This is a genomic window from Microbacterium sp. UBA3394 (assembly GCF_002358725.1).
Lineage (GTDB): Bacteria > Actinomycetota > Actinomycetes > Actinomycetales > Microbacteriaceae > Microbacterium > Microbacterium luteum.
In genome coordinates, this window is the sequence record NZ_DEPK01000025.1 from 2,296 (window position 1) to 2,772 (window position 477).

Here is a 477-nt window from a genome sequence, read left to right on the forward strand (position 1 = left end):
GTGTACATGCCGCCGCAGGCACCCTCGCCCGGCGCGATCGCGCACTCGATGCGCTTGAGGTCTTCTTCGCTCATCTTGCCCGCGAGACACGCGCCGACGGCCTCGAACGAGTCGATGATCGTGACGTCCTTCTCGGTGCCGTCCGACAGCTTGACCCAGCCCGGCGCGATCGAACCGGCATAGAGGAAGACGCTCGAGAGGTTCAGTCGCGCCGAGGCCATCAGCATGCCCGGGATGGACTTGTCGCAGCCGGCGAGCAGGACGCTGCCGTCGAGACGCTCGGCCATCATGACCGTCTCGACCGAGTCGGCGACGACCTCGCGCGAGACGAGCGAGAAGTGCATGCCCTCGTGGCCCATGGAGATGCCGTCGGAGACGGAGACGGTTCCGAACTGCAGCGGGTAGCCGCCGCCGGCGTGAACGCCCTCCTTCGCCCCCTGCGCGAGGCGGTCGAGGCTCAGGTTGCACGGGGTGATC

1 protein-coding gene is annotated in these 477 nt (G+C 67.9%); it reads right to left on the reverse strand.

The annotated features are described in order from the left end of the window. A partial coding sequence (locus B4E30_RS01290) for a dihydroxy-acid dehydratase (protein WP_286793167.1) occupies window positions 1–477 on the reverse strand: 477 nt, incomplete at both ends.